The sequence below is a fragment of the Streptomyces sp. NPDC052682 genome (assembly GCF_040678435.1).
In the GTDB taxonomy this organism is placed as follows: Bacteria; Actinomycetota; Actinomycetes; order Streptomycetales; family Streptomycetaceae; genus Streptomyces.
The window spans coordinates 40,846-64,711 of sequence record NZ_JBFATS010000011.1 but is presented as its reverse complement, the minus strand read 5'-3'; the positions used below and the strand labels follow the sequence as shown (position 1 = coordinate 64,711).

Annotated in this window: 24 protein-coding genes; 6 read left to right on the top strand and 18 right to left on the bottom strand. The window is 72.7% G+C overall.

What is annotated here, in order from left to right; genetic code table 11:
- Positions 1–68: 68 nt before the first annotated feature.
- The 10 genes from gatB to AB0K80_RS18815 all read right to left on the bottom strand — a co-directional run bounded on the left by gatB (position 69) and on the right by AB0K80_RS18815 (position 11,916).
- The gene (gatB, locus tag AB0K80_RS18860; RefSeq protein ID WP_365670962.1) at positions 69–1,583 is read right to left on the bottom strand and encodes an Asp-tRNA(Asn)/Glu-tRNA(Gln) amidotransferase subunit GatB; all 1,515 of its coding nucleotides are present in this window, start codon (positions 1,581–1,583) and stop codon (positions 69–71) included.
- A 15-nt stretch (positions 1,584–1,598) separates the two neighbouring features.
- Positions 1,599–1,838 carry a hypothetical protein gene (locus AB0K80_RS18855; RefSeq protein WP_365670960.1) on the bottom strand — a complete coding sequence of 80 codons (240 nt, stop codon included), beginning with the start codon at positions 1,836–1,838 and terminating at the stop codon, positions 1,599–1,601.
- Complete coding sequence (gene gatA / locus AB0K80_RS18850) at positions 1,835–3,328, bottom strand: Asp-tRNA(Asn)/Glu-tRNA(Gln) amidotransferase subunit GatA (RefSeq protein WP_365670958.1); 1,494 nt, start codon at positions 3,326–3,328, stop codon at positions 1,835–1,837. The genes AB0K80_RS18855 and gatA overlap by 4 nt, the downstream gene beginning before the upstream one ends.
- Before the next feature lie 5 nt (positions 3,329–3,333).
- Positions 3,334–3,630, bottom strand: coding sequence for an Asp-tRNA(Asn)/Glu-tRNA(Gln) amidotransferase subunit GatC (gatC, locus tag AB0K80_RS18845; RefSeq protein WP_009190762.1), 297 nt, complete (start codon positions 3,628–3,630; stop codon positions 3,334–3,336).
- 388 nt (positions 3,631–4,018) lie between these two features.
- Entirely contained in the window at positions 4,019–6,310 is a 2,292-nt protein-coding gene (locus AB0K80_RS18840) for a bifunctional diguanylate cyclase/phosphodiesterase (RefSeq protein WP_365670956.1), read from the bottom strand.
- A gap of 260 nt (positions 6,311–6,570) precedes the next feature.
- Positions 6,571–8,766, bottom strand: coding sequence for an NAD-dependent DNA ligase LigA (gene ligA, locus AB0K80_RS18835; RefSeq protein ID WP_365670954.1), 2,196 nt, complete (start codon positions 8,764–8,766; stop codon positions 6,571–6,573).
- 15 nt (positions 8,767–8,781) lie between these two features.
- The gene (locus AB0K80_RS18830; protein ID WP_365670952.1) at positions 8,782–9,789 is read right to left on the bottom strand and encodes a methionine synthase; all 1,008 of its coding nucleotides are present in this window, start codon (positions 9,787–9,789) and stop codon (positions 8,782–8,784) included.
- A gap of 32 nt (positions 9,790–9,821) precedes the next feature.
- Positions 9,822–10,520 (bottom strand): SDR family oxidoreductase, encoded by a 699-nt coding sequence (locus AB0K80_RS18825; RefSeq protein WP_365670950.1) that lies wholly within the window; start codon positions 10,518–10,520, stop codon positions 9,822–9,824.
- Between the two features lie 56 nt (positions 10,521–10,576).
- Positions 10,577–11,116 (bottom strand): TIGR00730 family Rossman fold protein, encoded by a 540-nt coding sequence (locus tag AB0K80_RS18820; protein WP_365670948.1) that lies wholly within the window; start codon positions 11,114–11,116, stop codon positions 10,577–10,579.
- Complete coding sequence (locus AB0K80_RS18815; protein ID WP_365670946.1) at positions 11,113–11,916, bottom strand: class I SAM-dependent methyltransferase; 804 nt, start codon at positions 11,914–11,916, stop codon at positions 11,113–11,115. The genes AB0K80_RS18820 and AB0K80_RS18815 overlap by 4 nt, the downstream gene beginning before the upstream one ends.
- 83 nt (positions 11,917–11,999) lie before the next feature.
- Here AB0K80_RS18815 and AB0K80_RS18810 point away from each other — a divergent pair, with 83 nt between their 5' ends.
- The gene (locus AB0K80_RS18810; protein ID WP_365670944.1) at positions 12,000–12,323 is read left to right on the top strand and encodes a DUF427 domain-containing protein; all 324 of its coding nucleotides are present in this window, start codon (positions 12,000–12,002) and stop codon (positions 12,321–12,323) included.
- 51 nt (positions 12,324–12,374) lie between these two features.
- Positions 12,375–13,154 (top strand): alpha/beta fold hydrolase, encoded by a 780-nt coding sequence (locus tag AB0K80_RS18805; RefSeq protein ID WP_365670942.1) that lies wholly within the window; start codon positions 12,375–12,377, stop codon positions 13,152–13,154.
- A gap of 55 nt (positions 13,155–13,209) precedes the next feature.
- Here the strand turns inward: AB0K80_RS18805 and mnmA are convergent, their stop codons facing one another.
- Positions 13,210–14,340: a tRNA 2-thiouridine(34) synthase MnmA gene (mnmA, locus tag AB0K80_RS18800; protein WP_365670941.1), complete on the bottom strand. Its 1,131-nt coding sequence runs from the start codon at positions 14,338–14,340 to the stop codon at positions 13,210–13,212.
- Positions 14,341–14,400: 60 nt separating this feature from the next.
- On the opposite strand from mnmA, the gene AB0K80_RS18795 reads away from it, so the two are divergent.
- Entirely contained in the window at positions 14,401–15,066 is a 666-nt protein-coding gene (locus AB0K80_RS18795; RefSeq protein ID WP_365670939.1) for a peptidoglycan recognition family protein, read from the top strand.
- A gap of 289 nt (positions 15,067–15,355) precedes the next feature.
- Here AB0K80_RS18795 and AB0K80_RS18790 read toward each other — a convergent pair whose 3' ends face one another.
- The 4 genes from AB0K80_RS18790 to AB0K80_RS18775 form a co-directional block, all read right to left on the bottom strand.
- The gene (locus AB0K80_RS18790; RefSeq protein WP_365670936.1) at positions 15,356–15,676 is read right to left on the bottom strand and encodes a GYD domain-containing protein; all 321 of its coding nucleotides are present in this window, start codon (positions 15,674–15,676) and stop codon (positions 15,356–15,358) included.
- 412 nt (positions 15,677–16,088) lie between these two features.
- Positions 16,089–17,258 (bottom strand): cysteine desulfurase family protein, encoded by a 1,170-nt coding sequence (locus AB0K80_RS18785; protein WP_365670934.1) that lies wholly within the window; start codon positions 17,256–17,258, stop codon positions 16,089–16,091.
- A gap of 98 nt (positions 17,259–17,356) precedes the next feature.
- Positions 17,357–17,623: a DUF4190 domain-containing protein gene (locus AB0K80_RS18780; protein ID WP_365670931.1), complete on the bottom strand. Its 267-nt coding sequence runs from the start codon at positions 17,621–17,623 to the stop codon at positions 17,357–17,359.
- A 55-nt stretch (positions 17,624–17,678) separates the two neighbouring features.
- Entirely contained in the window at positions 17,679–17,846 is a 168-nt protein-coding gene (locus AB0K80_RS18775) for a hypothetical protein (protein WP_365670927.1), read from the bottom strand.
- A gap of 117 nt (positions 17,847–17,963) precedes the next feature.
- On the opposite strand from AB0K80_RS18775, the gene AB0K80_RS18770 reads away from it, so the two are divergent.
- Positions 17,964–18,599, top strand: coding sequence for a TetR family transcriptional regulator (locus tag AB0K80_RS18770; protein ID WP_365670926.1), 636 nt, complete (start codon positions 17,964–17,966; stop codon positions 18,597–18,599).
- Between the two features lie 390 nt (positions 18,600–18,989).
- On the opposite strand, the gene AB0K80_RS18765 is transcribed toward AB0K80_RS18770, so the two are convergent.
- Entirely contained in the window at positions 18,990–19,979 is a 990-nt protein-coding gene (locus AB0K80_RS18765) for a YafY family protein (protein WP_365670924.1), read from the bottom strand.
- A gap of 100 nt (positions 19,980–20,079) precedes the next feature.
- On the opposite strand from AB0K80_RS18765, the gene AB0K80_RS18760 reads away from it, so the two are divergent.
- Positions 20,080–20,682 (top strand): TIGR03086 family metal-binding protein, encoded by a 603-nt coding sequence (locus tag AB0K80_RS18760; protein WP_365670922.1) that lies wholly within the window; start codon positions 20,080–20,082, stop codon positions 20,680–20,682.
- Here the strand turns inward: AB0K80_RS18760 and AB0K80_RS18755 are convergent.
- Positions 20,669–21,529, bottom strand: coding sequence for a thioesterase family protein (locus tag AB0K80_RS18755; protein ID WP_365670921.1), 861 nt, complete (start codon positions 21,527–21,529; stop codon positions 20,669–20,671). The two genes, AB0K80_RS18760 and AB0K80_RS18755, sit on opposite strands and share 14 nt — an antisense overlap.
- Positions 21,530–21,671: 142 nt before the next feature.
- Between AB0K80_RS18755 and AB0K80_RS18750 the strand changes: the two genes are divergently transcribed.
- Entirely contained in the window at positions 21,672–22,901 is a 1,230-nt protein-coding gene (locus tag AB0K80_RS18750; protein ID WP_365670920.1) for an alpha/beta hydrolase-fold protein, read from the top strand.
- Positions 22,902–23,186: 285 nt separating this feature from the next.
- Here AB0K80_RS18750 and AB0K80_RS18745 read toward each other — a convergent pair whose 3' ends face one another.
- On the bottom strand, positions 23,187–23,846 hold the full coding sequence (locus tag AB0K80_RS18745; protein WP_365670918.1) for a trimeric intracellular cation channel family protein: 660 nt from the start codon (positions 23,844–23,846) through the stop codon (positions 23,187–23,189).
- Positions 23,847–23,866: the final 20 nt, after the last annotated feature.

Genomic DNA, 23,866 nt, shown 5'->3' with positions numbered 1-23,866 from the left:
CTCCGGTCGGCGGGCATGCCGAGGGGGATGCACCGGGACCGGTGCATCCCCCGTGCCTGAGGTCGCGGTCAGCCCTCGCTGACGCCGAGCTTCTCCAGGATCAGCTCCTTCACCCGGGCCGCGTCGGCCTGCCCGCGCGTCGCCTTCATGACCGCGCCGACCAGGGCACCGGCGGCGGCCACCTTGCCGCCGCGGATCTTGTCCACGATGGCCGGGTTGCCGGCGATGGCCTCGTCCACGGCGGCGGTCAGCGCGCCCTCGTCGGAGACGACCTTCAGGCCGCGCTGGTCGACGACCTCGTCCGGGGTGCCCTCGCCCGCGAGGACGCCCTCGATGACCTGGCGGGCCAGCTTGTCGTTCAGGTCGCCCTTGGCGACCAGCTCGCTGATCCGGGCGACCTGCTGCGGCGTGATCGCCAGCTCGTCCAGGGCCTTGCCGGACTCGTTGGCGCTGCGGGCCAGCTCACCCATCCACCACTTGCGGGCGGAGGCCGCGTCGGCACCGGCGTCGATCGTGGCGACGATCAGCTCCAGCGCACCGGCGTTGAGGATGGCCTGCATGTCGGTGGCGGAGACGCCCCACTCCTCGCGGAGCCGGTTGCGGCGCACCAGCGGCAGCTCGGGCAGCGCGGCGCGGATCTCCTCGACCCACTCGCGGGACGGTGCCACCGGCACCAGGTCGGGCTCCGGGAAGTACCGGTAGTCCTCGGCCTCCTCCTTGGTCCGGCCGGAGGTCGTGGTGCCGGTGTCCTCGTGGAAGTGCCGGGTCTCCTGGATCACCGAACCGCCGCCGTCGAGCACGGCCGCGTGGCGCTGGATCTCGTACCGGCAGGCGCGCTCCACGGACCTGAGCGAGTTGACGTTCTTTGTCTCGGAGCGGGTGCCGAACTTCTCGGCGCCCTTGGGCCTCAGCGACAGGTTCACGTCGCAGCGCATCTGGCCCATCTCCATGCGGGCCTCGGACACGCCGAGCGCCCGGATGACCTCGCGCAGCTCCCGCACGTACGCCTTGGCGACCTCCGGCGCGCGCTCGCCGGCGCCGACGATCGGCTTGGTGACGATCTCGATGAGGGGGATGCCGGCGCGGTTGTAGTCCAGCAGCGAGTGCGACGCGCCGTGGATCCGGCCGGTGGCGCCGCCCACGTGGGTGGACTTGCCGGTGTCCTCCTCCATGTGGGCGCGCTCGATCTCCACGCGGAAGGTCTCGCCGTCCTCCAGCTGTACGTCGAGGTAGCCGTTGAAGGCGATCGGCTCGTCGTACTGGGAGGTCTGGAAGTTCTTCGGCATGTCCGGATAGAAGTAGTTCTTCCGGGCGAAGCGGCACCACTCGGCGATCTCGCAGTTCAGCGCGAGACCGATCTTGATCGCGGACTCGACGCCGGTCGCGTTGACGACCGGGAGCGAGCCGGGCAGGCCGAGGCAGGTGGGGCAGGTCTGGGTGTTCGGCTCGGCGCCGAGCGCGGTCGAACAGCCGCAGAACATCTTGGTCTTGGTGCCGAGTTCCACATGGACCTCGAGGCCCATGACGGGGTCGTACGACGCGAGTGCGTCCTCGTACGACACCAGGTCGGTCGTGGTGGTCACGGTGAAACTTCCCTCTCAGCCCAGCAGGACGTCGTCGTCGCCGAGACGCTTCAGCTCGCGGTACAGGATGGCGAGGTTGGTGACGACAGCGGCGCCGGTCACGACGGCGTCGATCAGCCGCAGCGTGTCGCTCTCGCTGCGGGCCTTCTTGATCTGCTTGACGACACCGATCACGCCGAAGGCCGAGGTGGCCATCGACACGTACAGGCCGGACTTGGACTTCTTGAAGCCTTTGGCCTTGGTCAGGGCACTCACAGCGACGGAGCCTCCTCGAGCAGCGGGTGGCCCCACTTTTCCACGAAGGCGGCCTCGACGGCGGCGCCCACCTTGTACAGGCGGTCGTCCTTCATGACCGGGGCGATGATCTGGAGACCGACCGGCAGGTTGTCCTCGGGCGCGAGGCCGCAGGGCAGCGACATCGCCGCGTTGCCGGCCAGGTTGGTCGGGATGGTGCACAGGTCGGCGAGGTACATCGCCATCGGGTCGTCGGCGCGCTCGCCGATCGGGAAGGCGGTGGTCGGGGTCGTCGGGGAGACGATCACGTCCACCTGCTCGAACGCCGCGTCGAAGTCCTGCTTGATGAGCGTGCGGACCTTCTGGGCGCTGCCGTAGTACGCGTCGTAGTAGCCGGAGCTGAGCGCGTACGTGCCGAGCATGATGCGGCGCTTGACCTCGGGGCCGAAGCCCACCTCGCGGGTCAGGGAGGTGACCTCCTCGGCGGAGTGCGTGCCGTCGTCGCCGACGCGCAGGCCGTAGCGCAGGCCGTCGAAGCGGGCCAGGTTCGACGAGCACTCGCTCGGGGCGATCAGGTAGTACGCCGACAGGGCCAGGTCGAAGGACGGGCAGTCCAGTTCGACGATCTCGGCGCCGAGTTCCTTGAGCAGCTCCACGGACTCGTCGAAGCGCTGGATGACACCGGCCTGGTAGCCCTCGCCGCGGAACTGCTTGACCACGCCGACGCGCATGCCCGCGACGCTGCCGTTGCGGGCGGCCTCGACGACCGGCGGGACCGGGGCGTCGATGGAGGTCGAGTCCAGCGGGTCGTGCCCGGCGATCACCTCGTGCAGCAGGGCCGCGTCCAGGACCGTACGGGCGCAGGGCCCGCCCTGGTCGAGGGAGGAGGAGAAGGCGACCATGCCGTAGCGCGACACCGCGCCGTACGTCGGCTTCACCCCGACCGTGCCGGTGACGGCGGCGGGCTGGCGGATGGAGCCGCCGGTGTCGGTGCCGATGGCCAGCGGCGCCTGGAAGGAGGCGAGCGCGGCGGAGGAACCGCCACCCGAACCGCCGGGGATCTTCGTCAGGTCCCAGGGGTTGCCGGTCGGCCCGAAGGCGCTGTTCTCGGTGGAGGACCCCATGGCGAACTCGTCCATGTTGGTCTTGCCGAGGATGACGACGTCGGCGGCCTTCAGCTTCCTGGTGACCGTCGCGTCGTACGGCGGGATCCAGCCCTCGAGGATCTTGGAGCCGACGGTGGTGGGCACGCCCTCGGTGGTGAAGATGTCCTTCAGCGCGAGGGGCACGCCGGCCAGCGGGCCGAGCTTCTCGCCCCGGGCCCGCTTGTCGTCGACGGCCCGGGCCTGGGCGAGGGCGCCCTCACGGTCGACGTGCAGGAAGGCGTGCACCTTCTCGTCGACCGCCTCGATCCGGGCGAGGTGGGCCTCGGTGACCTCGACGGCCGTGAGCTCGCCGGAGGCGATCTTCTCGGCGGTCTCGGCCGCGGTGAGCTTGATGATGTCCGTCATGCGGGTCACTCCTCCCCCAGGATCTGCGGCACCTTGAAACGCTGCTGCTCCTGGGCCGGGGCGCCGGACAGCGCCTGCTCGGGGGTGAGCGACGGACGGACCTCGTCCGCGCGCATGACGTTCGTCAGCGGCAGCGGGTGGGAGGTCGGCGGGACGTCTCGGTCGGCGACCTCACTGACGCGGGCCACCGCGCCGATGATGTCGTCCAGCTGGCCGGCGAAGTGGTCGAGCTCTTCGGGCTTCAGCTCCAGACGCGCCAGCCGGGCGAGGTGGGCGACCTCCTCGCGCGTGATGCCAGGCATGCAGCGATCCTCTGGGGTGAGTGTGTGGTTTGTGGCCGGGGCTGGCCGCCGCGTTCCCGTCCTCCGCCCGAAGGGCGGGCCGCACGGCGGCGGGCGGTGTGCCAGGCGTCGCGCGGCGGACGGGAAGGTGACGACTAGCCCCAATCCTAGGGGGCGGGGACCTGTGCACGTGAAACGGTTTGCCGCGGGCGCTCCTCGGCATCGGCGGCGGGCGTGCCGCGCCGGGCGCCGCGGGAAGCGGGTGCCGTACGGCTCCCGCCCTCCCGCGGGCTGCGCGGGGTGGCGCCTCACCGAGCCGGGTGCGGCCCCTTCACGGCGTGGCCCCACCGGGCCCGTGGGCGGAGAGCCCCGCAGGCCCCGGGCGTGGCTGCCTTTCCGGAGGGAGCGGTCAGATGCGCCCCGGGTCGTCGGCCGCCGCGGGCAGGGCCGCCGCCGGCCGCTGCCAGCCGCGCGAGCCGCGCGCCCGCAGCCACGCCGTGGTCTCCTCGGCGGGCATCGCGGCGGCCACCAGCCAGCCCTGTACGGCGTCGCAGCCCAGGTCGCGCAGGCGCTCCCAGGTCTCGTCGTCCTCGACGCCCTCGGCGACGACGAGCAGGCCGAGGGAGTGGGCCAGGTCGACGGTGCAGCGCACGATCTCGGCGTCCTCGGTGTCGACGGCGAGCCGGGCCACGAAGGACCGGTCGATCTTCAGCTCGCTCACCGGGAGCCTGCGCAGGTGCACCAGCGAGGAGTAGCCGGTGCCGAAGTCGTCCAGGGACATCTTCACGCCGTGGCCGGTGAGGGCGTTGAGGGTGTCGGCGGCGCGCTGCGGGTCCTCCAGCAGCACGTGCTCGGTGATCTCCAGTTGCAGGGCGCCCGCGGGGACGCCGTGGCGGGCCAGCCGGGCGGCGACGGACCCGGCGAAGCCGGGGGTGTGGACGTCGCGGGGGGAGACGTTGACGGCGACCGGGACGTACAGGCCCTGCGCGCGCCACCGGGCGACCTGCGCGAGGGCGCACTCCAGCACGTACTCGGTGAGGTGGGGCATCAGCCCGGAGGACTCGGCGATCGCTATGAACTCGTCCGGCGGCACCTTGCCCCGCTCGGGGTGCACCCACCGGACCAGAGCCTCCAGGCCCGCGACCTGTCCGTCGAAGCGGACCTTGGGCTGGTAGTGCAGGGAGACCTCGTGGGCGTCCAGGGCCCGGCGCAGATCGCCGAGCAGGCCCAGCCGGTCGGGGGTGTTGCAGTCGCGCTTGGACTCGTAGACCTCCACGCCCGTACGGTCCCTCTTGGCCTGGTACATGGCCACGTCCGCGCGGCGCAGCAGCCCCTCGGCGTCCAGGGCGTGATCGGGGAAGACGGCGACTCCGGCGCTGGCCTCCAGCACGAGGGTGAGTCCGTCGAGGTCGAGCGGGGAACTGAGGGCCGCGACAAGGCCGCGGGCGATGCGGGTCGCCGAGGTGGTCGAGTCGGCGACCGGCAGTAAGACGGCGAACTCGTCGCCGCCGAGCCGGGCGGCCTCCGCGCCCCGCGGCAGGGCGAGGCGCAGCCGGTCGGCTATCTGGAGCAGCAGCCGGTCGCCGGCGAGGTGACCGAGAGTGTCGTTGACCGAGCGGAACCGGTCGAGGTCGATCAGCACCAGGGCGGTGCGGGCGTCGATGCGCTCGGCGTCGTCGAGGGCGGTCCAGATGCGTTCCAGCAGCCACTGGCGGTTGGGGAGTCCGGTCAGCGGGTCGCGCAGTTGCTCCTCCGCCCGGGCCCGGGCTATCCACAGGGTGGAGTCGAGGGCGATCAGCGGGATGGCGAACAGCGGCAGCAGCACCGGCTGGGCGGCGGCGACGACGCACACCAGCGGGGCGATGCCGAGCAGGGCGACGGCGACCAGGCCCTGGCGGACCAGCGCGGTGCGGGCGACGGTGGGCAGACCGGCCCTCGGGGCGTGCAGGTACCACAGCAGGACACGGGTGACCGTCAGGTAGACGACGGCGACCAGGACGGTCTCCAGGGCGGTGGAGAACGTCCAGGTGTCTGGTCTGGTGGGGTTCTCCACGGACGGTACGGAGCCGAGCACGCCCAGCACCAGGGCGCCGGCGCCGATGCCGAGCAGCTCGGCGGCGCCGTGCAGCACGCCCTGGCGCCGGCGGCCCCGCCGGGCGGCGCCGACCAGCACCACGACGGTGAGGCTGACCAGGCCGGCCGGCACCCAGCCGTACATCAGCAGTGCGGCCAGGGTCAGCGCGGCGCCGGAGCCGGTGCCGCCCCACCAGCGGGCGCGGCCCAGCATGACCAGGTGGCCGACGATGATGCCGGTGAGCACGGCCAGGGACCAGCCGGCGGTGCCGGACGGGAAGAGCGCGTGGCCGCCGGTGAACGCCCGGTAGAAGCCGGCGCCCAGGACGCACCCGGCCGCCGCGACGACCACGGCGGGCAACGCGGGCCAGGAACGGTGCCGTTCGGCCTCCGCCGCGGACAGACCCGTGGGGTGCTCGGCGCCCGGCTGCGGCGGCACGGCGCCCCGGCCGTCGGCTGCGGCGCGCTGCCCCGCGGCACGCCCGTCTCCGGGATGCCGCCCGGCGGCGCGCTCCTTTGCGCCCGGACGTCCCGGGGGCCGCCCGGTGCCACGGACCGTGCGCCATGCGACCGCCATCCGGCGCAGACGCAGCCGTGAGCCCGCAGCGGCGCTCTCGGTCGGTTCCATTCCCGTCCCTCTCACAGCCGGCGGTGCCCACGCCACGCGGCCCACGCCTCGACCACCCTCGGCGGCTTCGCGCTGGAAAACCCTTCCCGCCACTCCTCGACCAGCAGGGGGATGCCCCAACCGCAGCTGGGCACGGCGGGCGCATATCTCAACAGTAGGCCGCAGAAGGCTTCCACGGGCAGCGGTCGCCGACGGTTGCCCGAATGCGCCCCGGCCACCCGTATGCATCTGGTATGCGCCGATCGGGTGGCCTTCAACCGCTATTCCTCGGCCGAAAGGGCGACTTCGGCGGCGGCTTCGGGCCCTTGTGCGAGCAGGACGTTGAAGCCTTCCTCGTTCAGGACGGGCACCTTGAGCTGCATCGCTTTGTCGTATTTCGACCCAGGGTTGTCACCCACCACAACGAACGACGTCTTCTTCGATACAGAACCGGTCACTTTCGCGCCCCGGCTCTGCAGCGCCTCCTTCGCGCCGTCGCGGGTGAAGTGGTCGAGGGTGCCGGTGACGACGACGGTAAGCCCTTCCAGCGGACGGGGGCCCTCGTCCTGGCCGGAACTCTCGTCCTCCATGCGGACGCCGGCGGCCTTCCACTTGCGGATGATCTCGCGGTGCCAGTCCTCGGCGAACCACTCCTTGACGGCCGCGGCGACGATCGGGCCGACGCCGTCGGTGTCCTTCAGCTCCTCCTCGGTGGCCTGGTCGATGCGGTCGATGGAGCGGAACTCGCGGGCGAGGGCCTCGGCGGCGACCGGGCCGACGTGCCGGATCGACAGGCCCGTCAGGATGCGGGCCAGCGGGCGTTCCTTGGCGGCCTGGATGTTCTCCAGCATCGCCAGGGCGTTCTTCTTGGGCTTGCCCTCCTGGTTGGCGAAGACCGTGACGACCTTCTCCTCGCCGGTCTTCGGGTCGCGCTTGGGCAGGCCGCTGTCCTGGTCGAGGACGTACGCCTTGATGGGCAGCAGCTGTTCGACGGTGAGGTCGAACAGGTCGCCCTCGTCCTTCAGCGGCGGGTCCTTCGGTTCCAGCGGCTGGGTGAGGGCCGTGGCGGCCACATAACCGAAGTTCTCGATGTCCAGGGCCTTGCGGCTGGCCAGATAGAACAGGCGCTCGCGCAACTGGGCCGGGCAGGACCGGGTGTTGGGGCAGCGCAGGTCGACGTCGCCCTCCTTGGCGGGCGCGAGCGGTGTGCCGCACTCGGGGCACTCGCTGGGCATCACGAACTCGCGCTCGGTGCCGTCGCGCAGGTCGACGACCGGGCCGAGGATCTCCGGGATGACGTCACCGGCCTTGCGCAGCACCACCGTGTCCCCGATGAGGACGCCCTTGGCCTTGACGACGTCCTGGTTGTGCAGCGTGGCGAACTCGACCTCGGAGCCGGCGACCGTGACCGGCTCGACCTGCGCGTACGGCGTGACCCGGCCGGTGCGGCCCACGCCCACCCGGATGTTGACGAGTTTGGTGTTGACCTCCTCCGGCGCGTACTTGTACGCGATCGCCCAGCGCGGGGCGCGGGCCGTGGAGCCGAGGCGGCCCTGGAGCCGGATCTCGTCCAGCTTGACCACGACCCCGTCGATCTCGTGCTCCACGGAGTGCCGGTGCTCGCCGTAGTGGGCGATGAACTCCCGTACGCCCGCGAGGTCGTCGACGACCCGGTTGTGCCGGGAGGTGGGCAGGCCCCAGGTCTTCAGCAGGTCGTACGCCTCGGACAGGCGGGTGAGCCCCTCGAAGCCCTCCAGGGCGCCGATGCCGTGGACGACCATGTGCAGCGGGCGGGTGGCGGTGACGCGCGGGTCCTTCTGGCGCAGCGAACCGGCCGCCGCGTTGCGCGGGTTGGCGAAGGGCTTGTCCCCGGCCTCCAGCAGACGGCGGTTGAGCTCCTCGAACTTCTCCATCGGGAAGTAGACCTCGCCGCGGATCTCCACGAGGTCGGGAACGCGGTCGCCGTTCAGCCGGTCCGGGATCTCGGCGATGGTGCGGACGTTGGGCGTGATGTCCTCGCCGGTGCGGCCGTCGCCGCGGGTCGCCGCGCGCACGAGCCGGCCGTGCTCGTAGGTGAGGTTCACGGCGAGGCCGTCGACCTTCAGCTCGCACAGGAAGTGGTACTCCTGGTCGCCCAGTTCCCTGGCGACGCGGTCGGCCCAGGCGGCGAGGTCGTCGTCGTTAAAGGTGTTGTCGAGCGACAGCATGCGCTCGCGGTGCTGGACGGCCGTGAACTCCGTCTCGTAGGACCCGGCGACCTTCTGGGTCGGCGAGTCGGGCGTGCGCAGCTCCGGGTACTCGTCCTCCAGCGCCTCCAGGGAGCGCAGGAGCCGGTCGAACTCCGCGTCGCTGATGACGGGGGCGTCCTTGACGTAGTACCGGAAGCGGTGCTCCTCGACCTGTTCGGCGAGCTGCCGGTGCTGCTCCCGCGCCTCGGCGGGCACGTTCGTCGTCTCCGCTTGCTTGTCGCCGGCCACCGTGTCGTCCTCCCGTTACTCTGGGTTGTCCGCGAGTGATCTCGCCGCCCGGACACAGTGGGCGAGCGCCCGGCGCGCGTACCCGGGGGAGGCGCCCGCGAGTCCGCACGCCGGAGTGAGCGTGACCGTCTCCGCGAGAAGCCCCGGTGACAGCCCCAGCCTGCGCCACAGCGTCCTGACACCCATGACGCTACCGGCAGGGTCTGACAACGGGCCGTCCGTGCCCGGGACGACACCGGCGAAGAGCCGGGTACCGCCCTCCACCGCCTCACCGATCACCTCGTCGTCACGCTCGGTGAGCAGGGAGAAGTCGAAGGAGACCGCGGCCGCGCCCGCCCGGCGCAGCAGCGCGAAGGGGACGTCCGGCGCGCAGGAGTGGATCACGACCGGGCCGTCGGCGTGCACGCCGACGACGTCGCGCAGCGCGGCCTCGACGATCTGCCGGTCGACGGCCGGGTGGGTGCGGTAGCCGCTGGCCGTTCTCACCCGGCCGCGCAGGACGGCGGTGAGGGACGGCTCGTCGAGCTGGAGGACCAGCTCGGCGCCCGGCACCCGCCGGTGGACCTCGGCGAGGTGGAGCCGCAGTCCCTCGGCGAGCGAGGCGGCGAGGTCGCGGCAGGCCCCGGGGTCGGACAGCGCGGCCTCGCCGTTCTTCAGCTCCAGTGCGGCGGCCAGCGTCCAGGGGCCGACGGCCTGCACCTTCAGCGGCCCCTGGTAGCCCTGGGTGAACTCCTCCAGCGCGTCGAGGTCCTCCACGAGCCAGGAGCGGGCCCGGCGGGTGTCCCGGCCCGGCCGGTCCCCGATCCGCCAGCCGCTCGGCTCCACCCGCGCGTACAGCTCGACGAGCATTCCCGCGGTCCGGCCGATCATGTCCGCGCCGGGCCCCCGGGCGGGCAGCTCGGGCAGGAAGGGGAAGTCCTCGAAGGTCCCGGTGACGGTCTTGGCGGCCTCACGGGCGTCGCCGCCCGGCATCGACCCGACACCGGTGGCGGCCCCGAACCTGAACTGGCTGTTTTCGCTCACCCGAGCAGCCTACGGAACCCCTCGGACACCGGTCACCGCCCCGGCCGTACCGTCAGGTCGTTGACCTCCGCGTCCCTCGGCAGGTCCAGGCACATCAGGATGGTGGTGGCCACCGACTCGGGGTCGATCCACTTCGACGGGTCGTACTCCTTGCCCTCCTGCTGGTGCACCTTGGCCTGCATGGGGCTCGCGGTGCGGCCCGGGTAGACCGTGGTGACCCGGACGCCGTTGCCGTGCTCCTCCTGGCGCAGGGAGTCGGCCAGGGCCTTCAGGCCGTGCTTGGAGGCGGCGTACGCGGACCAGTCGGCGTGGGCGTTCAGGCCCGCGCCCGAGTTGACGAAGACGACGTGGCCCTGGCTGACCCGCAGCTGGGGCAGGAACAGGCGGGTCAGCTCGGCGGGGGCGACGAGGTTGACGTTGAGCTGGTGGCGCCAGGTCTTGGTGCTCAGCTCGCCGACCGGGCCGAGGTCGACCACGCCCGCGATGTGCAGCAGCGAGTCCACCCGCTCGGGCAGCCGCTGGTGGGAGAAGGCCCAGCTCAGCTTGTCGGGGTCGGCGAGGTCGCCGACCAGGGTGCGGGCGCCGGGGAACGCGGCGGCCAGCTCCTTCGCGCGGGCCGCGTCGCGCGCGTGCAGCACCAGGTCGTCGCCGCGCGCGTGCAGCCGGCGGGCCACGGCCGCGCCGATGCCGGAGCCCGCTCCGGTGATCACATGTGTAGCCATGCCCGCCATGCTCGCACCACGTCACGCGCCCCGGCGCCCCGGCTCCCCCGACGGCACCGGCCCCCTCACTCGATGCCCTGGCTCTCCTCCAGGTACGCCAGCGCCCCCACCGGCTCCTCCGCGAAGAACACCAGGTCGGTCAGCGGCCGGGGCAGGAAACCCTCGTCCTCCATGCGCCGGAACTGCTCCTTCAGGCCGTCGTAGAAGCCGGCCGTGTTGAGCAGGACCACCGGCTTGTCGGTGTGCCCGTGCTTCTTCAGCTCGAGGATCTCGGTCGCCTCGTCGAGTGTGCCTGTGCCGCCCACCATGATCACCACGGCGTCGGCCTTCTCCAGCAGGAGCTTCTTGCGTTCCGCGAGGTCCTTGGCGACCACCATCTCGTCCACGCCGTGGCGCGCCCGGTCCGAGAGGAACTCCACGGAGACGCCCACGAGTCTGCCGCCCGCCTCCTGCACGCCGTCGGCGACGACCTTCATCAGCCCCACGTCGGAGCCGCCCCACACGAGCGTGTGCCCGCCCTTGGCCAGCAGCTCGGCGAACTCGCGCGCGGGGCGGGTGTAGCGCTCGTCGAGGTCGGCGGCGGAGAGGAAGACGCAGATGTTCATGCGCCCACAGTACGGGCCGGCTCCGACATCGCCGTCAGCCTCATCTTCGACTGGCGGTGCGGGAGTTCCTCCCAGTCGGTCATGAACCGGGCGGCCAGGCCGTGCCGGGCGGCCAGGCCCGCCAGGGTCTCGGTCCGGTAGTAGAAGTCCTCGTGCAGCACCTGGTGCTCCTCCCCCTCGGTGCGGTCGAAGGTGAAGTCGAAGAACCCGCCGGGCGCGAGGATCCGGCCGACGTGGGCGAAGCACTCCTCGATGACGTGCCGGGGCGAGTGCGAGAAGACGCTGTGCGCGTGCACCACGTCGAAGTGCGCGTCGGGTAGGAAGGCGAAGGTGAGGTCGTCGGTGAGGACCAGGTAGGGCAGCTTGGCCTGGAGCCCGTCCCGTACGAGGGTGTCCTGGGCGGCGAGCAGGATGTGCGGGGAGATGTCGATGCCGTGGTAGTGGCCGGTGTCCAGATAGTCGATGAACAGCCGTCCGGCGCGCAGGTTGCCGCAGCCGATCTCCAGCATCCGGTGGTGCGGCCGCAGCCCGTGCCGGACGAGGTAGTCGAACTGCATCCGGCCGATGCGCGCCCACGCCTGAGGCGAGGGGGTGTGCCCGACGGCCGCCTCGGCGCTGCGTGCCGCGTCCCGGGCCATCACGGCCCGGTAGTAGGCGATGTGGTCGCGGTACCGCAGCCGCAGCAGAGTGTCGCGTACGGCGCGGCGGACATGGGCGGGCACGCGCTCAGGGTGGCGCAGGGCGTAGCGGACCTGGTGGGCGAGGCTGCTGCGGTTCCTCGTGGGTTCCCTGGCTCCCATAAGGCGGCCTCCTGCGGCAGGGGGAAGAACTCGGCTTCAGCCTGCGCTGTAACCGGCGAGTCGGCTACCCAGGGAGGGCGATCGTGAGCGCGGGACACCGGATCACCATCGAGCGGAGCGACCGGCACGTGCGCGTGGTGCACGGCGGGCGGGTGCTCGCCGAGAGCGACCGCACGCTGCTGCTGCGGGAGACCGGCTGTCCGGACCGGTACTACATCCCGGCCGAGGACGTCCGCCTGGACCTGCTGACGCCGTCCGAGACGCACACCTTCTGCCCGTTCAAGGGCACGGCGTCCTACTGGTCGCTGCCGGACGCGGCGGACGTCGTCTGGGCGTACCCGGACCCCAAGCCGGATGTCCGGGAGATCAAGGACCACCTGTGCTTCTACGAAGCAGAAGTGTCCTAGCCGAGGTGTCGCAGCCGCCGAAGGCCGTCCGGTACGGCAGTCTGCACTGGCATGGACAAGAAGATCCTTTCGCGTGACGGCACGTCCCTCGCGTACCAGAGCAGCGGGCAGGGTCCCGCGGTCGTCCTCATCAGCGGCGCCATGTCCACCGGGCAGACGGTGGCGCCGGTGGCCGGGCCGCTGTCGGCCCGCTTCCAGGTCGTCGCGTACGACCGCCGGGGCCGCGGGGAGAGCGGCGACACGGCTCCGTACGCGGTGGAGCGCGAGATCGAGGACCTGGCGGCGCTGATCGACGCGGTCGGCGGCGAGGCGTCGCTGTACGGCATCTCCTCGGGCGGCGCGCTGGCCCTGCGGGCGGCGGCGAGCGGACTGCCGGTGCGGCGCGTCGCGGTGTACGAGGTGCCGTACGCGATGTCCGAGGAGGAGGCGACGGCGCGTGCCGCGTACACCGAGCGCCTGTCGGAGGCGCTCGGGCAGGGCCGGCGCGGGGACGCCGTCGAGCTGTTCCTGCGGCAGACCGGGATGGCCGAGTCGGTGATCGAGGGGGCCCGTCAGTCCCCGATGTGGGCCGACATGGAGGCGATCGCGCCGACCCTCGCGTACGACGACGCGGTCCTGGGCGGCGGCCGGGTCCCCCGGGACCTGCTGGCCTCGCTCACCATGCCCGTCCTGGCCCTGGCGGGCGGCGAGAGCCCGGCCTGGATGCGGGAGGCGGCCCGGGCGGTCGCCGAGGCCGCGCCCGGGGGCACGTACCGCGTGCTGGAGGGCCAGACCCACATGGTGGACCCGAACGTGCTGGCGCCGGCGCTGGCGGAGTTCTTCGCCGGGTGACGGCGCGAGAGGCCCTGGGCGGCGGCACGCGTGCCGCCCGTGTGCGCGGACCGGCTCAGCCGACGCCGGCCGTCGCCCGGACCGTCGAGGCGATCGTCGCCGAGCCCACCACGCGCGTGCCGTCGTACAGGACGATCGCCTGGCCGGGGGCGACCCCGCGGACCGGCTCGGTGAAGCGGACCCGCAGTTCGCCGTCGACCAGCTCGGCGGTCACGTCGGTCTCGTCGCCGTGGGCGCGCAGCTGGGCGGTGTAGGTGCCGGGGCCGGTGGGGGCGGTGCCGCACCAGCGGGGCCGGATCGCGGTGAGGGCGCTGACGTCGAGGGCGGACGCGGGGCCGACCGTGACGGTGTTGGTGACCGGGGAGATGTCGAGGACGTAGCGCGGCTTGCCGTCCGGGGCAGGGGTGCCGATCCGCAGGCCCTTGCGCTGCCCGATGGTGAAGCCGTACGCGCCCTCGTGCGTGCCCAGCCGGTTGCCGGCCTCGTCGACGATGTCGCCCTCGGCCTTGCCCAGGCGCTTGGCCAGGAAGCCCTGGGTGTCGCCGTCGGCGATGAAGCAGATGTCGTGGGAGTCGGGCTTCTTGGCAACCGCCAGGCCCCTGCGCTCGGCCTCCGCGCGGATCTCCTCCTTGGTGGTGACCGTGTCGCCGAGCGGGAACATCGCGTGGGCGAGCTGCCGGGCGTCCAGCACGCCGAGGACGTACGACTGGTCCTTGGCCAGGTCGGAGGCGCGGTGCAACTCGCGCGTACCGTCGGGCAGGGTGACGATCTTGGCGTAGTGGCCGGTGCAGACGGCGTCGAAGCCGAGCGCGAGCGCCTTGTCGAGCAGGGCCGCGAACTTGATCTTCTCGTTGCAGCGCAGGCACGGGTTGGGCGTGCGGCCGGCCTCGTACTCGGCGACGAAGTCCTCGACGACGTCCTCGCGGAAGCGGTCGGCGAGGTCCCACACGTAGAACGGGATGCCGATGACGTCGGCGGCGCGGCGGGCGTCGCGCGAGTCCTCGATGGTGCAGCACCCGCGCGCGCCCGTGCGGAACGACTGCGGGTTCGCGGAGAGCGCGAGATGGACGCCGGTCACGTCGTGGCCGGCCTCGGCGGCGCGGGCGGCGGCGACGGCGGAGTCCACTCCGCCGGACATGGCGGCCAGGACGCGGAGGGGACGGGAGCGCTGCGGGGTGTCAGTCATAACGCTTCCAGGGTACGGGGGCGCGGGAACCACGTCCGCCGGGTATCCGTTGACGCTCGCATGGGGGCGACACGAGCTTCGAACGACACGGACCGCCGCATCGGGCGCCGTGCCCTGCTGATCGGGGGTACGGCGGCCGCGGTGGGCTCGGCCGTGCTGGCCCGGGACGAGCTGGCGCGGTTGTGGTGGCGGGTGCCCGGGGTGGACAAGCCGCGCACGCAGGGCGAGGTCGACTACGCGGGCGCCCGCTGGGTGGCGGCTTCGGAGGCGAACTGGCGGCGCGCGGACCGGCCCGACGACTACGGCATCGACATGGTGGTCGTCCATGTCACCCAGGGCAGCTTCGCCAGCGCGGTGAAGGCCTTCCAGGACCCGGGGCACCGGGCGGCGGCGCACTACATCGTCCGCAAGGACGGGCACATCGCCCAGATGATCCGCGAGCTGGACGTCGCCTACCACGCCGGCAACCGCTCCTACAACGAGCACAGCATCGGCATCGAGCACGAGGGCTTCGTGGACCGCCCGCAGGACTTCACGGACGAGATGTACGAGGCCTCGGCCCGTCTGACGGCGCGTATCTGCGCGCGCTACGACATACCCGTCGACCGCGAGCACATCATCGGCCACGTCGAGGTGCCGGGCACGGACCACACGGACCCGGGGCCGCACTGGGACTGGGACCGGTACATGAAGCTGGTACGCCGAGCGCGCACGGCACCGGCGTAAGGCCGGCCACGCCCTGCGGCGAGTGCGGCTCCTGCGGCGTCAGGCACCAGGCTCGACGCGGCCCCGCACGGCGTCTGGCTGCTGCCCGGGCGCACTGCGCCGGGGATCATCCGCCGGGTTCCGGGCCATGAACCCGCCGCCCGGCCGGGGCCCGCCGTCACGCACGGCGCGGGGCAGGCCCGCCGCGCGGGCAGAGCCGGCGGATACGGCCCGGGTTCCCCGGCCCGCCGGCCCCCGTTGCGCCCGGCCAGGCAAGGCCCGGCGGCCGGACGCGTACGTCAGGGGCGTGTCACGCGCCGGGCGGGCGGTAGTCGACCTCCCGGCGCACCGCCTCGTCGACCTCCCCGGCCGTGAGCAGGGCCACCGTGCTGGTGCGGACCCCGCCGCTCGCCGAGGCGACCAGGCCGAAGGCGGCGGCGGAGACGTTGTCGGGCAGTTCCGCCACGACGTAGACGTCCTCCTCGCCGAGGGCCCAGTAGAGGGACTCCAGGCGGCCGCCCAGGCTCTGCACCGTGCGCTCGACCACCTCGCGGCGCGCGGTGCCGCCCTCCTGGAGCAGGCCCTTCAGGCCGTCCACGGTCAGTTTGACCTTGTACAGGTACATCGCCATCGACTTCGCCCTTCCCTGGGGTCCCGGGGCGGCCCGGAGCAGGTGTTCTTTCCGTCTCTCATCCACCCCTGGTCACGTCCGTCCCGCGAGTGGCACGGGTCCGTGCGGGTGATGGTCACGGGATCCGATAGGCGCGAAAAAAATCCCCTCCAGGGGGTTCCATCCCCGTGTGGGCGTTTTATCCTGATGACAGGCCTACGGGACGAGTGAGGGAGCCACGACCGGAGATGCCGACTTGGGCGTGAAGCTTCGGCTTCCGCCGCGGCCGACGTCGACGGTCGGGCTGAGAGGCCGGAAAGCCGAGAGGCCGGAAGGCGACCCCCAAGTACCTGATCCGGGCAATACCGGCGAAGGGAACCCGTCTCGTAGGTCCCTTTGTGCCGTCACGGTCGTTACGTGAGCCCCGCCGCGATCAGGTGAGGCCCGCCGCCCGGGCCCGCTCCACGGCCGGGCCGATCGCCTTGGCCAGGGCCTCCACGTCCGCTTCGGTCGAGGTGTGGCCGAGCGAGAAGCGCAGGGTGCCGCGGGCCAGGTCCGGGTCGGTGCCGGTGGCGAGCAGGACATGGCTGGGCTGGGCGACTCCCGCGGTGCAGGCGGAGCCGGTGGAGCATTCGATGCCCTGGGCGTCCAGCAGGAGCAGCAGCGAGTCGCCCTCGCAGCCGGGGAAGGTGAAGTGCGCGTTGGCCGGCAGCCGGCCCTCCGGCGCCGGGTCGCCGCCGAGGATCGCGTCGGGCACCGCCGTACGGACCGCCTCGATCAGGCCGTCGCGCAGGGCGCCGATCTCCCGCGCGAACCACTCGCGCTGCTCGGCCGCGAGCCGTCCGGCGACCGCGAAGGCGGCGATGGCGGGGACGTCGAGGGTGCCGGAGCGGACGTGGCGCTCCTGGCCGCCGCCGTGCAGCACGGGGACGGGGCTGTACTCGCGGGCCAGGAGCAGGGCGCCGATGCCGTACGGGCCGCCGATCTTGTGGCCGGAGACGGTCATGGCGGCGAGGCCGGAGGCGGCGAAGTCGACGGGGATCTGACCGAAGGCCTGCACGGCGTCGGAGTGCAGGGGAACCCCGAACTCCCGCGCCACGTCCGCGAGTTCACGGATCGGCAGGATGGTGCCGATCTCGTTGTTGGCCCACATGACGGTGGCCAGGGCGACATCGGAGGGGTCGCGGGCGATCGCCTCGCGCAGCGCGTCCGGGTGGACCCGGCCGTGGGCGTCGACCGGCAGGTACTCGACGGTGGCGCCCTCGTGTTCGCCGAGCCAGTGGACGGCGTCCAGGACGGCGTGGTGCTCGACGGGGCTGGCGAGGACCCGGGTGCGGGCCGGGTCGGCGGCGCGGCGGGCCCAGTACAGGCCCTTGACGGCGAGGTTGTCGGCTTCGGTGCCGCCGGAGGTGAAGACGACCTCGCTGGGGCGGGCGCCGAGGGCGTCGGCGAGGGTCTCGCGGGCCTCCTCGACCGTGCGGCGGGCGCGGCGGCCGGACGCGTGCAGGGAGGAGGCGTTCCCGGTGACGCCCAGGTGCGCGGTGAGTGCCTCGACTGCCTCGGGAAGCATCGGGGTGGTCGCGGCGTGGTCGAGGTAAGCCATGGTGAGGCCGATTCTACGGGGCCCGGCCGTGCGGCCTCAGAGCGCGGTCGGCCGGACCCGCGCGGCTGCGGCCCGTCCCTGGCCGCCCGCCGCGGGGGTCAGAAGCTCCACGAGATGGTGTGGTCCGTCTGCATGAACGCGACCAGGACCAGCAGGTCGGCGACGCCCAGCCCGAGTCCCAGGTAGGCGCGGCCGGGGCGGTGCGTGCCGCGCCACAGGGCCACGGCCGCCAGCACGATGGCGATCGGGCCGAGGAAGACGTTGAGGACCAGCAGGCCGAGCAGGCCCAGGACGAACGACGCGACGGCCATGCCGTCGGTGTCGCGGAAACCGGTGCGGCGGTTCGCCGGTGCGGTGAGGTGCATGGTGATCAGCTCCCGACGGTCGGGGTCGGCAATCGAAAGGGGTGGTCAGGCAGGGTCAGTGGGCCTGCGGGTGGCGCCGGCGGCCGTGGCGCTCGCGCACCGCGAAGATGCCGAGCCAGACGGCGATGACGGCGCCCATGAGGACGGAGAAGCCGAGCGGCGCGTGGGCGACGGTGCCCACCAGGGTGCCCAGCAGCAGCAGTGCGGCGACGAGGAAGAGCATGGGTCAAGACCCCTTAAAGTTTCGGTGAACGGTTGTAGTTACAGTTGTTCACTGACTTCCCAGTCTAGCGCTCCGTACGACTTTCCAATTACGGAGAACAGTTGTTAACTGCATGGTATGAGTCACACCCTCGGCATCCGGCAGGCCCAGAAGCAGAAGACCCGGCAGGCGCTCCTGGACGCGGCGCTCGGGCTGCTGGAGGAACAGAGTCTGAGCAGCCTGGGTCTGCGTGAGGTCACCCGCGCCGTCGGTGTCGCCCCGACCGCCTTCTACCGGCACTTCCGGTCCACGGCCGACCTCGGCGTGGCGCTGGTCGAGGAGGCGCTGGGCAGCCTGCACCCGATGATCCGGACGACGGTGTCCACGACCGGCGACAGCGAGGAGCGCATCACGCGCACCATCGAGCTGATCGCCCGTCATGTGGACGCGTACCCCGCACATGTCCGGTTCATCGCCCGTGAGCGAAGTGGCGGAGTCCAGCCTGTACGGGACGCCATACGCGCCCAACTGACCCGGTTCGCCGAGGAGGTCAGGGACGAGCTGGCCAAGGACCCGGTGTCGCGGGGCTGGAGCGAGGACGACCTGCTGATGCTCGCGCACCTCTACGTCGACCAGATGCTGATCACGGCCTCGCTGTTCCTGGAGGCCCGGGACACGCCGGAGGCCTCGGAACAGGAACGCGAGCGGGTCACCCACATGGCCACGCGCCAGTTGCGGCTGATCAGTATCGGCCGTCACCACTGGCTGGATTGAGCCGGTCGCCGGATCGGGTTTCGGCCAAGTCCCCGCCGTACGGGCGCCTGCCGACGCCCAGGGGCGGCCCGCCCGTTCCCCGAGCCCGCCGCCCCCGTCGTCCGTCCGGACAGGTCAGCCCTCCGGTGTCTGCCCGGCCCCTCGCCGGGGCCGCGCCCCGGCCGCCGCGTCCCGGCGCGCCGCCGGGCAGGCGCGAGGGTGCCCCGGACGGCTTGCGGTGGCAGCACCCGAGGGGGCCCGGGTGAGGGCGCCGGAAGGAGCCCCCGAGGGCGCACCCGGTGTGCCGGTGCCCGGCGCACCCGAGGGAGCGCCGCCAGGTGTGCCCGACGGCGCCTGACAGGCCTGCTGCCAGCCGGAGTCGCCGCCGAAGGGCGGCTCACGACACCGCGCTCACCTGGGGTTCGGCTCGGAGTCCGGGGTCACCCGCCGGTACAGCTGCGTGACGGAACGGGCCGCCGCGGCCAGTTCCCCGCGCACCTGCGGCGGCGAGAGGACCTCCACCTGGTCGGAGAACATGAGCAGTTGGCGGGTCTCGCGGAGGAAGCCGAAAGTCAGGTGCGCCCTCACCCACTCCCCCGTCCCGTCGTCGTCCGGCGGCGCCGTCAGCCAGGGCGTGAGCAGCCGCCGGAACATGTCGAGCCGTTCGCGCCGCACCCGGACCGTGACGTCGAGCCCGCCGGGGCGCTCCTCCACCTGGCGGCGCAGCACCTCCCACACGTCGGCGAGTTCGGTGCCCGGGCGGCGCCGCACGGGCTCGTCGAGCACCGTGGCCGAGCGCACCCGGTCGGCACGGAACAGCTGGGGCGTGCCGCGCCGGTCGGCGACCAGGTACCACACGCCCGCCTTGCACACGAGGCCGTAGGGGTCGACGGTGTACGTCCGGACCCGGGGGTCGCCGCTGTGCCGGTAGCGCAGCCGCAGCCGGCGGTCGGCGAAGACCGCGTCCTGGAGGGTGTCGAGGTCGGCGGCGGGCTGCGGACCGCCCTTCCAGCGGGTGGCGTCCACGAGGATGCGGCGGGAGGTGACCTCGGCGGCCGGGCGGTGCGGGGCCGGCAGCGCGGCCATCACCTTGCGCAGCGCCGAGCCGAGCGCCGCGTCGAGGCCGAGTGCGGCGTGCGTGCCCCCCGCGGCCAGGATGAACAGCGCGCGCGCCTCGTCGGCGGTCAGTCCCGTGACGTCCGTACGGAACCCGGCGAGCAGCGCGATGCCGCCGTGCCGCCCGCGTTCGGCGTACACCGGGACGCCCGCGGCCGACAGGGCCTCGACGTCGCGGTAGATGGTGCGCACCGACACCTCCAACCGCTCGGCGAGTTCGCGGGCGGGGATCCGGCCGCGGGTCTGCAGGAGCAGCAGGATCGACAGCAGACGGTCGGATTTCACGGCACCAGGATTCCGGCGCGCCGGTCGCCGGGCAAATGTTGACGGTGGTTGTCAGGTTATCCCGCCAAGCTCGGGGTGACGATCCACCGAAAGGACGGCCATGGACACCATCGACCCCCGCACCATCGACCCCCGCCCGCTGTTCGCCCGCGCCGCCGAGCAGGCCGCCGCCGTGATCAAGACGGTCCGGGCCGAACAGCTCGACGGCGCGACGCCCTGTACCGAGTTCGACGTGCGCACGCTGCTCAGCCACCTGACGGGTGGCACCCACCGGGTCGCGATCGCCGCCGAGGGCGGTGATCCGCTCGCCGTGGAGCCCTTCGTGGACGGGGTGCCGGACGACGGCTGGACGGCCGCGTACGAGGAGGCCAGGACGCGGGCGGTGGAGGCCTGGGCGCCCGAGGACCGGCTGGAGGCGACCATGCGGATGCCGTTCGGCGAGGTGCCGGGCCGGGCCGCGCTGTCCGGCTACGTCCTGGAGACGGTGGCCCACACCTGGGACCTAGCCGAGGCGCTCGGGCGCCCCCTCGAACTCGACCCCGAGCTCGCGACGTTCGCGCTCGGCGTCGCCCGCCGCATGCTGCCCGCCGAGCGGCGGGGCGGACCGGTGCCGTTCCAGGCGGTCCGGCCCGTCCCCGAAGGTGCCGGTCTGTACGGCGAGTTGGCGGCCTGGCTGGGCCGGGAGCCGCTCAGCCGAGCCTGACGCGGGCCAGTTGCCGGGACTGGGCCACCAGCCGGCCGGCGCTGTCCCACACCTCGGCGTCCTCCTCCAGGAAGCCGCCGGCGAGGTTGCGGGTGGTGATGGACACCCGCAGCGGGCCGGGCGCCGGGCGGCACCGTACGTGCACGGTGAGCTCGACGGTGGGCACCCAGCCGGTCAGCCCGATCTCGAAGGCGGTGGGCGGCAGGGCGTCCACCGCCAGCAGAAGGGAGAGCGGGTCGGCGGGCCGGCCGTCCGCGAGGCCGAACCAGGCTCGCATCTCGCCCTTGCCGGAGGGCTGCCCGAGGGCCCAGCCGAGAGTCGAGGGGTCGAGCTTGAGCATCAGCCGGTCGGCGATGGCCGAGCTGCCCCGGATCGGCCCCGGGGCGTCCTCGGGGCCGAAGCACTGCTCGATCGGCGGGAGCGCCGGGGGCTGCGCGGTCGTACGGACGTCGTCGGGGAGGGAGTCCAGGTCGCCGTAGGAGGCGATGACCCGGATGCGTTCGACCTCCTGGCCCTCCTCGTCGTACTGGAGCAGGGAGGCCTGGCCGGTGGACAGCGTCCGGCCGGTGCGCACGGTCTCGGTGCGGACGACCGCGGGGCCCGGCTGGGAGGCGGTCAGGTAGTGCGCCGAGATGGTGAAGGGGTCGGGGTGCGGCAGGGTGTCCGCGAGGGCGCGGCCCAGGACGGCCAGCAGGTAGCCGCCGTTGACGGCGTTGATGATGGTCCAGCCGGCCGAGAGGTCCGTGTCGTAGACGCCGGGGGCGCGCCGGGTGACCGCGGTGTCACGGTCGAACTCACTGTCGCCGATCGCGGCCCGCGTGGCCGCTGCGGAAGCTGCTTCTGGCATGGCTGAACAGTACAAGAAGTAACTACTAAGCGGTAGCTTTTTCAAATGGGGCGGCCAGGAATTGAGTGAGAGACGGGCAATTTCCCGGTAAGTGTCCGGCTCGTCCGTGAACCCGGGGTACCGGCCCGGCCTCTGTAGGGGCATGAGCCTCACCGGGACTCCGTTCCTCTACACGCTGATCGTGCTGGCCGTCGTCGCCCTCGCGCTTCCGCTGTCGCTGTGGTCGCGCCTGCGGGGACCCCGGGCGCTGCGCGCCGCGGCCCGGATGCTGATGCTGCTGTTCGCGCAGGGCACGGCCGTGGCCCTGGTCTTCGTGCTGGTGAACAACGCCAACAACCTGTACGACAACTGGGCCGATCTGCTCGGCACCGGCAACCACGTGCAGCAGGCGGCGAACCTGGGCGCCGACGGCACCGGCGGTATCGCGCTCACACGCCTGCCGAAGGTCCGGCAGACCTTCCGGCCGGCCGCCGGCCCGGGCATGCGCGCCGCCGGCGGGGTGGAGGTCACCCAGCTCAAGGGCCGGGTGTCGGGCGTGAACGCCGAGGTCTACGTCTGGCTGCCGCCGCAGTACCGCGAACCCGCCTACCGCCACCACAGGTTCCCGGTCGTGGAGGTGCTGCCCGGTTATCCAGGGTCGGCGAAGGCGTGGTTCGGCTCCCTGCACGCGCACGAGCAGTTGCTGCCGCTGATGCGCAGCGGGCAGGTGGCCCCGTTCATCCTGGTGGCGCCGCGCACCACGCTGCTCGCCGGGGTGGACACCGGCTGCGCCAACATCCCGGGGACGGTGAACGCGGACAGCTGGTTGAGCGTCGACGTGCCGAAGATGGTGACGGACAACTTCCGCGCGGAGCCCGCCCCGCAGGGGTGGGCGGTCGCCGGCTACTCGGCGGGCGCCCACTGCGCGGTCAAGCTCGCCGTCGCCCATCCCGACCGCTACCGGGCCGCCGTGAGTCTGTCCGGCTACAACGACCCCATCGGCGAACGCGACTCCCTGGCCGCGCAGAACCCCGCCCTGCGCGCTGAGAACAACCCGTTCCTGCTGCTGCGCAAGGCCCCCACGCCGCCCCGCATCTCCCTCTACCTCTCCGGCCAGCCGCACGACGGCTACGAGGCGGCCGTGGCCCTGGAACAGATCGCGAAGGCCCCGACGAGCGTGCACGTGGTGTACCTGCCGAAGAGCGCGGGCGGCCACAACATGGCCCTGTGGCGCCCCCAGGTGATCCCGGCGTTCCGCTGGCTGACCCTGATCACGGGCCACACCCACTCGGCCATCGGCCGCACCACTCCCCCACCACCGCCCACCGGCACCACTCCGGCACAACTGGCCAGTGGCACGGCGCCCCGGGCAGGGACGACACGGAAGCGGTGACGGGCCCGGTGCCCGGGCCTTCCCACCCGGACCCGGACTTTCAACGCCTGCTCGCGAGCGGCGCGGCGCCGGCCGCCGGGTGGTCGGCACGGGGCCGCCCCCTCCAAGGCGCGGCGGTGGAGGATCAGCCGGTGCGCCTCACCCGGAGCCCGGCGGTCCGGCGGGAAGCCCTCACCCGTCCCGCCCGCGCACGGGCAACGCCAGTGCGCTGCCGTCCGGCCCCCTGCCCGCCCACGCCCCACCACCCCTGCCGCGCCGACGCACGGCAGGAACAAGCCACCACCCCTAGAACTCCTCCTGCACCGTAGACCTCCGATGCCAGGCCCGGGGCGCGCGCCAGTGGTACCGCATCGCCAGCAGGCGCAGGACGAACGCCGTGACCACCGCCAGCGCGCTGGTCACCGGGGTCAGGGCGTCGTAGCGGATGCACAGGGCGACCATCGCGGCGCCGACCATCGCGGGGACCGCGTACAGGTCGCGGTCCCAGCGCAGCAGGGACGGCACCTCGTTGGCCAGGACGTCGCGCAGGACGCCGCCGCCCACCGCGGTCACCAGGCCCAGGCAGGCGGAGGCCGTCAGGCCGAGGCCGTGGGCGTACGCCTTGGTCGTGCCGGCGACGCAGAACAGGCCGAGGCCGGCCGCGTCGAAGACGTTCACGGCGGTCTGGATGCGCTCGACCTGCGGGTGGAGGAAGAAGACCAGCAGGGTGGCGAGCAGGGGGGTGACGAAGTAGCCCAGGTCCGTGAAGGCCGCGGGCGGCACCGCCCCGATGACCAGGTCCCGGAACAGCCCGCCGCCCAGCGCGGTGCCCTCGGCGAGCACGGCCATGCCGAAGACGTCGAAGTTCTTGCGGACGGCCAGCAGGGCGCCGGAGATGGCGAAGACGAAGATGCCGACCAGGTCGAGCGTGTGCTGGACGGAGGGGCTGAACAGTTGCTGGAGCACCCCTCCATTCTCACCCCTGC